General features: G+C 40.4%; 7 protein-coding genes. 3 read left to right on the top strand and 4 right to left on the bottom strand.

Features of this window, described 5'->3' with window-relative positions; translation table 11 throughout:
* From A5N85_RS17300 to rnhA, 3 genes are all read left to right on the top strand, one after another.
* On the top strand, positions 1 to 211 hold a 211-nt coding region (locus A5N85_RS17300; protein WP_346243176.1), incomplete at its 5' end, for a transposase.
* A gap of 692 nt (positions 212 to 903) precedes the next feature.
* Positions 904 to 1,698: an archaetidylserine decarboxylase gene (gene asd / locus A5N85_RS09195; RefSeq protein WP_245936008.1), complete on the top strand. Its 795-nt coding sequence runs from the start codon at positions 904 to 906 to the stop codon at positions 1,696 to 1,698.
* A gap of 10 nt (positions 1,699 to 1,708) precedes the next feature.
* Positions 1,709 to 2,194, top strand: coding sequence for a ribonuclease HI (rnhA, locus tag A5N85_RS09190; RefSeq protein ID WP_072576961.1), 486 nt, complete (start codon positions 1,709 to 1,711; stop codon positions 2,192 to 2,194).
* Here rnhA and A5N85_RS16165 read toward each other — a convergent pair.
* The 4 genes from A5N85_RS16165 to murQ form a co-directional block, all read right to left on the bottom strand.
* Complete coding sequence (locus A5N85_RS16165; protein WP_211268137.1) at positions 2,181 to 2,405, bottom strand: hypothetical protein; 225 nt, start codon at positions 2,403 to 2,405, stop codon at positions 2,181 to 2,183. The genes rnhA and A5N85_RS16165 overlap by 14 nt on opposite strands.
* Positions 2,406 to 2,806: 401 nt before the next feature.
* Entirely contained in the window at positions 2,807 to 3,727 is a 921-nt protein-coding gene (locus A5N85_RS09180) for a DMT family transporter (RefSeq protein ID WP_072576960.1), read from the bottom strand.
* Positions 3,728 to 3,825: 98 nt separating this feature from the next.
* Entirely contained in the window at positions 3,826 to 4,953 is a 1,128-nt protein-coding gene (locus A5N85_RS09175) for an anhydro-N-acetylmuramic acid kinase (RefSeq protein ID WP_072576959.1), read from the bottom strand.
* Positions 4,954 to 4,956: 3 nt separating this feature from the next.
* Positions 4,957 to 5,728, bottom strand: a 772-nt coding sequence (gene murQ / locus A5N85_RS09170; protein ID WP_072576958.1) for an N-acetylmuramic acid 6-phosphate etherase, incomplete at its 5' end; no start/stop codon positions are given.

Here is a 5,728-nt window from a genome sequence, read left to right as displayed (position 1 = left end):
GGACAATGCCGCTTTTCATAAACGCAGTGATATTCAAGCAATCATTGAAGAGCATGGGCATGAGATAGTTTGGTTACCCCCTTATAGTCCAGACTTAAATCCCATTGAAAAGATGTGGGCTTGGATTAAGCAAATCCGCAAAGAATGGCGGATGGATTGTATTGATACTTTATGCTTTTATCTGCTTTGGATTGGGTTGGGTTTTAGATGATTGCACTATAGCCATAAAAAACACTAAGCCATCCCAAAGTGAATCAAAATGATAGATGCTGCTTTAGTGAGCGTATTGCTAAGTATCGAAGAGAAGGAATTCTCATTGTTTACCTTAATGAGAGTGGCTTTAGAAGTCAGTGGTTACATCGGTATGGATGGTCTGTGAAAGGGCAACGTTATTACGGTGAATACGATTGGCAGATGAAAAACCAAACTAATGCTATAGCAACTTCCCAAAAAATATATACAACATTAACTCAATATCCAGTTTAAAAACAGTATAATATCCAAAAACTCTGTATGCATTCCTTGAGAAGTTGGCTATAGTAGATTTATTAACTCCAAGAATACGGGCTATTTCATTCTAGGAAACAGAGATTTCCAATAATGCTGAGAGTTCGTATCTTTGTTCTGAAGTAAGATGTTTGTAGTGTTTCCTAACGTTTTGATAGTAGGATTGAAATTCGAAGTGCAACACTGCACATCTTACTTTTCAATCCTGTTTTAGAAAACGTTGCACTTCAAGGTTGAATCTAAGTATGGAAATAGTTTAACAATTTGTCCGCTTGCTAACATTTTGTCTTCATCGGTACAACGCCTATAATACATAGAATATCTTTATTACCAAAATATTTCTATATGAATTTACTGACTTATAAATTATTACCCCGTAAACTATTAAGCCAACTCATGTATAAAATCGCACGGATTAAACAGCCTACTGTTAAAAATGCGATTATCTGGAGCTATCAAAAAATCACAAAAGCAAATACCGATTTTGCTGCTGAAAAAAATCCTTATGCTTATCCTACTTTAAATGCATTTTTTACTCGTGCACTTGCTCCCAATGAAAGACCGATTGATACCGATACACAATGCATCGTTAGCCCAGTAGATGGACGTTGTGCAATTTTTGGTGATATTACAAAAGGAAAGCTTTATCAAGCGAAAACACAAAGTTATACACTTTCCGCATTATTAAATTCTCATCAACAAGCAGAAAAATACGAAGGCGGCAAAGCTGTTACCCTCTACCTAGCACCAGATGACTACCACCGCATCCATATGCCTTGTGATGGCAAGCTAACCGCAATGAGCTTTTGCCCAGGGGATAAGCATAGTGTTGCGCTAGATTTACTCGAAAAAATTCCCAATATCTTTTCTGCTAATGAAAGACTCGTCTGCCACTTTGAGACAGAATTTGGCGCTATGGCATTGATTATGGTTGGTGCGCTAAATGTCAGTAGTATCGAAACCGTCTGGCAAGGTGAAATGAAAGATAATGGAGATAATCACTATCAATATAATCCACCACTAAACTTCCGCAAAGGAGAAGAGATTGGACGCTTTAATCTAGGCTCTACTGTTATCCTTTGTTTTGCCAATCTAAAAATAGATTTTAGCAATCCAAAACTTAGCAGTGGCGATAAAATCCATATGGGTGAATACATCGCAAACTGTGAAGAAAAAAACTACTCTCATTAACAGACATCCAATGGCACATCCTATTTTAGAAATTTATACCGATGGCGCTTGTAAAGGGAATCCTGGCATCGGTGGTTGGGGAGTACTCATGCGCTATGGTGTTCATGAAAAAACACTTAATGGTGCAGAACATCATACAACCAACAATCGTATGGAACTAACCGCCGCTATTGAAGCCCTAAAAGCCATTAAAAAACCCTGTGAAATTCATCTAACGACGGATAGCGTGTACGTTAAGAATGGCATCAATGATTGGTTACCCAAATGGAAAGCGAATCAATGGCGTACCGCTCAGAAAAAGCCAGTTAAAAACGTAGAACTTTGGCAAGAGCTTGACGCTCTAGCCACTAAATTTACCATTCATTGGCATTGGGTGAAAGGACATAGCGGACATCCTGGCAATGAAATGGCTGATCAACTGGCCAATGAAGCCATTAAACAATTACAAGATTCCGATCGTGGGTCTTTTTTACAATCTATAGTCAAAGACTATTAGAAGAGCTAATTAAAATAGAAGAATAAGGAGCCAATTCAATGCAGTTGCCATTTCTTACGCTTTTACTTTTTATCCATGTCCAAGCAAGATTTATCTTCCAACGTTGTATGGTTATTGAGCTGAGTTGATATTCTTCTGCTAACTCTCGAAAGCTTGCGCCTTCTTTGAGCTTGGTCAATATCATTTGTCGATAGTCTGATGAGTATGCCATTCAGTTAGTGTAACTTGTTTAGTGGACTTTTACTATAGCAAGGCTCCCGAAAAATACATACAGTACTTGAAGATAGTATGCTATTTTTAAAGTGAGACCTTTGCAAAGGTCTCAAAGTGTATATTGAGTTAACGTTGTATGCATTTTTTGGGAAGTTGGCTATAGTAGATTTATTAACTCCAAGAATACGGGCTATTTCATTCTAGGAAACAGAGATTTCCAATAATGCTGAGAGTTCGTATCTTTGTTCTGAAGTAAGATGTTTGTAGTGTTTCCTAACGTTTTGATAGTAGGATTGAAATTCGAAGTGCAACACTGCACATCTTACTTTTCAATCCTGTTTTAGAAAACGTTGCACTTCAAGGTTGAAACTAAGAAGTTAAATGACTATAAAGTCTCCATTACGTAGATTTAGCGCGTTGTTTTTCCCACCAAATGGCTAGTGGATTGCGACGATGTTCATGATGAGTTACCAAGGCTACTGCTGCGATAATCATTGCTGAACCTATCCAAAGCATTCCCGGTGGAACCCAACCAAAAATGAGATACCCACCTAGAACGTTTAAAGGCAATTTGGCATGATCAAATGGTTGTAAAAAAGAAGCGTCGGCGACAGAGTAGGCTTTCGCAATCGCCCATTGCGCTAGTGCCGTGAGCGCACCAATAATGATGAGTAAAATCCACGGCTGCCATGTTTTTGGAACAACTAATGAAGGCAATCCAAAGATAAGGTCAAACGGTAGCATCAAAACGAGAAGATAGAAAACAATGGTGGAGGGGCTATCGCGGCTCACGGTAAATTTGGTTAGCAGCGAAGCACTTGCCCAAAAAAATGCTGCGCCTAATGGCAATAAACTTGCCCAAACAAAAGCATCCGACCACGGTGCAAGAATAAGCATGGCGCCGATAAATCCCAATGCTGTGGCAAACCAACGAACCTTGCTGACAGTTTCGCCGAGTAAAAGTCCTGAACCAATAGTGGCGAATAAGGGAGAAGTCATTAGTAAGGCAATGCCTTGCCAGATTGGCACAGGATTTTCAAGGGTAAGCGCGAGCGTCCATAATTGTATGCCTAATACAGAAACGCTGACTCTTAATATATGCAATAGTCGAAAATCCGAACGCATTGCGCGTCGAATAACGCCTTTTTTCAAGGCGGGTAAAAAGACTAATAATGCAATACCGTATTGATAAAGAACGGCTGAACCAGAATTAATGTCGTGCTTTATGCCTAGATATTGTAGAGTGGTATTAATGACGGCGAAGGCAACACCCGCTGCCATTATCCAAAGCGCACCTTGTGCAGGATTATGTAAATACATTGCGAACTCGTATGATTTTAAAATAGAGGTTGTGGTTTAAAAGGCTCGCTATGATAAAGGATTATCGATTTATTGGAGTAACTATTTTATAAGTGTGTTTAACTGGCTGGGTAGTGCGCGCCTAGAATGGTGCAACGATGAGCGCCTGTTACTTCAGGCAAATTGCCGCTAAGTTGCTGGATGTGGCGGTAGGCAAGCCAAGCAAAGGCAATCGCTTCTAGGTAATCGCTATTGATGCCGTAATCATCGCTAGTTTTTACTTTCCATGCTGGTAGTAGTTCAGTTATTCTTTGCATAAGTAATGGGTTATGACTTCCTCCACCACAAATAATCAATCGATTTTCTTTGTTGTTTTCTTGATGTTGTTTAATGGCGTCTGTTGCGGTTTGCGCGGTAAATTCCAGTAAGGTTCTCTGAACATCAGCAGGATAAATACTGGGAAATTGAGCTAACTGAGCTTCTAGCCATTGAAGATGATAATGCTCTCTACCTGTGCTTTTAGGTGCAGGGCGGTGTAAATAAGCATCGGTTTTTAGTTGCGCTAATAAATCGGAATGTATGTGTCCTTGTTGCGCAAATAAGGCGTTTTTATCGTAAGGTTGCTGACAATGTTTTTGCATCCAAGCATCTATGAGCATATTTCCCGGACCAGTGTCATAACCCAATGTCGCTTTATTAGGGCGTAAGACGGTAATATTCGCAATGCCGCCAATATTTAAGACGACGGTCGTTTTATCAGAGTGGGTAAAGATAGCTTGATGAAACGCTGGAACGAGTGGTGCACCTTGTCCGCCTAATGCAATGTCTTTTCGACGAAAATCAGCAATAACATCAATGCCACATCGTGTCGCGATATAGTGAGGGTCGCCAATTTGTAAGGTAAAAGGCTGTTCGCCATCAGGTTGATGCCAAAGGGTTTGTCCGTGGCTACCAACAGCTTTAATATTGGATTGGTTGATTGAGGTATGGTTTAAGAGGTTATTAACCGCATCGGCAAAGAGTATGCCAAGTGTTCTATCAAGTTCTCCATATTGTTGTAAATGAATAGTTGGAGTGGCTATCAGTGTCAGGATTTTTTCTTTTAATTCGAGAGGAAAGGGCGTTGCGTAAGTAGCGTGTAAAGTAGGGTGAGATAGTTGGTCAAAGGAAACCAATGCGGCATCTACCGCATCTAAGCTGGTGCCAGACATCAGTCCAATGTAGTAAGAAGTAGGTATATCAATCATGGGTTATTTTGAGAAAGATAATGCTTGACGAAGATGCCCGCGATGTTTTTCTAGTAAATCTTGTGCAGCTTCTGAGTCTTTATCAAGTAATAGCATGATAATAGCGGCTTTTACGTTGCCATGACTACGATTGAGAGCATTCTTTGCTTGCTCAAGTGAGCATCCTGCTGCTTCGCAAACGATTTGTTGTTGGCGGCGTATCAGTTTGGCGTTATTAGGTTGGACGTCCACCATTAGATTGCCATAGACTTTCCCCATTTTTATCATAGCGGTGGTGGTGAGCATATTTAAAATCATTTTTTGTGCGGTGCCGGCTTTCATTCGTGTGGAGCCAGTAATGATTTCTGCACCGACAATAGGCGTAATCGCTATATCTACTATTTTTTGCATAGGGTTATTTTCGCTACAGGTGATAGCAATGGTTGATGCTTGACACTGCTTGGCATACTGCAATCCAGAAATCACGTAGGGCGTTTGTCCGCTAGCAGCGATGCCAACGAGAATATCTTTTTGAGAAAAGTGTAGTGCTTTTAGGTCGTTAATCGCTTGCTCTTGATTGTCTTCGGCGTTTTCTATCGCCTCAGTGAGTGCCTGATGCCCACCTGCGATGATGCCGATAATTTGATTGGGGTCGGTGTTATAGGTTGGTGGACATTCACTGGCATCTAATACGCCTAATCGTCCAGATGTTCCAGCGCCTATATAAATCAATCGTCCTTTTTGAGAAAAGGTGTGGACAATTGCGTCTACAGCAAGCGTAATATTAGGAATTTCT

Origin of the sequence: Suttonella ornithocola (assembly GCF_001889065.1) — a bacterium.
In the GTDB taxonomy this organism is placed as follows: Bacteria; Pseudomonadota; Gammaproteobacteria; order Cardiobacteriales; family Cardiobacteriaceae; genus Suttonella_A; species Suttonella_A ornithocola.
The sequence above is the reverse complement of the archived record's forward strand: the minus strand, read 5'-3'. Positions and strand labels throughout refer to the sequence as shown.

Bases quoted from the DNA above. Each gene is read 5' to 3' on its own strand.
- asd (WP_245936008.1), top strand. From the start codon at position 904: ATGTATAAAATCGCACGGATTAAACAGCCTACTGTTAAAAATGCGATT.
- rnhA (WP_072576961.1), top strand. From the start codon at position 1,709: ATGGCACATCCTATTTTAGAAATTTATACCGATGGCGCTTGTAAAGGG.
- A5N85_RS16165 (WP_211268137.1), bottom strand. From the start codon at position 2,405: ATGGCATACTCATCAGACTATCGACAAATGATATTGACCAAGCTCAAA.
- A5N85_RS09180 (WP_072576960.1), bottom strand. From the start codon at position 3,727: ATGTATTTACATAATCCTGCACAAGGTGCGCTTTGGATAATGGCAGCG.
- A5N85_RS09175 (WP_072576959.1), bottom strand. From the start codon at position 4,953: ATGATTGATATACCTACTTCTTACTACATTGGACTGATGTCTGGCACC.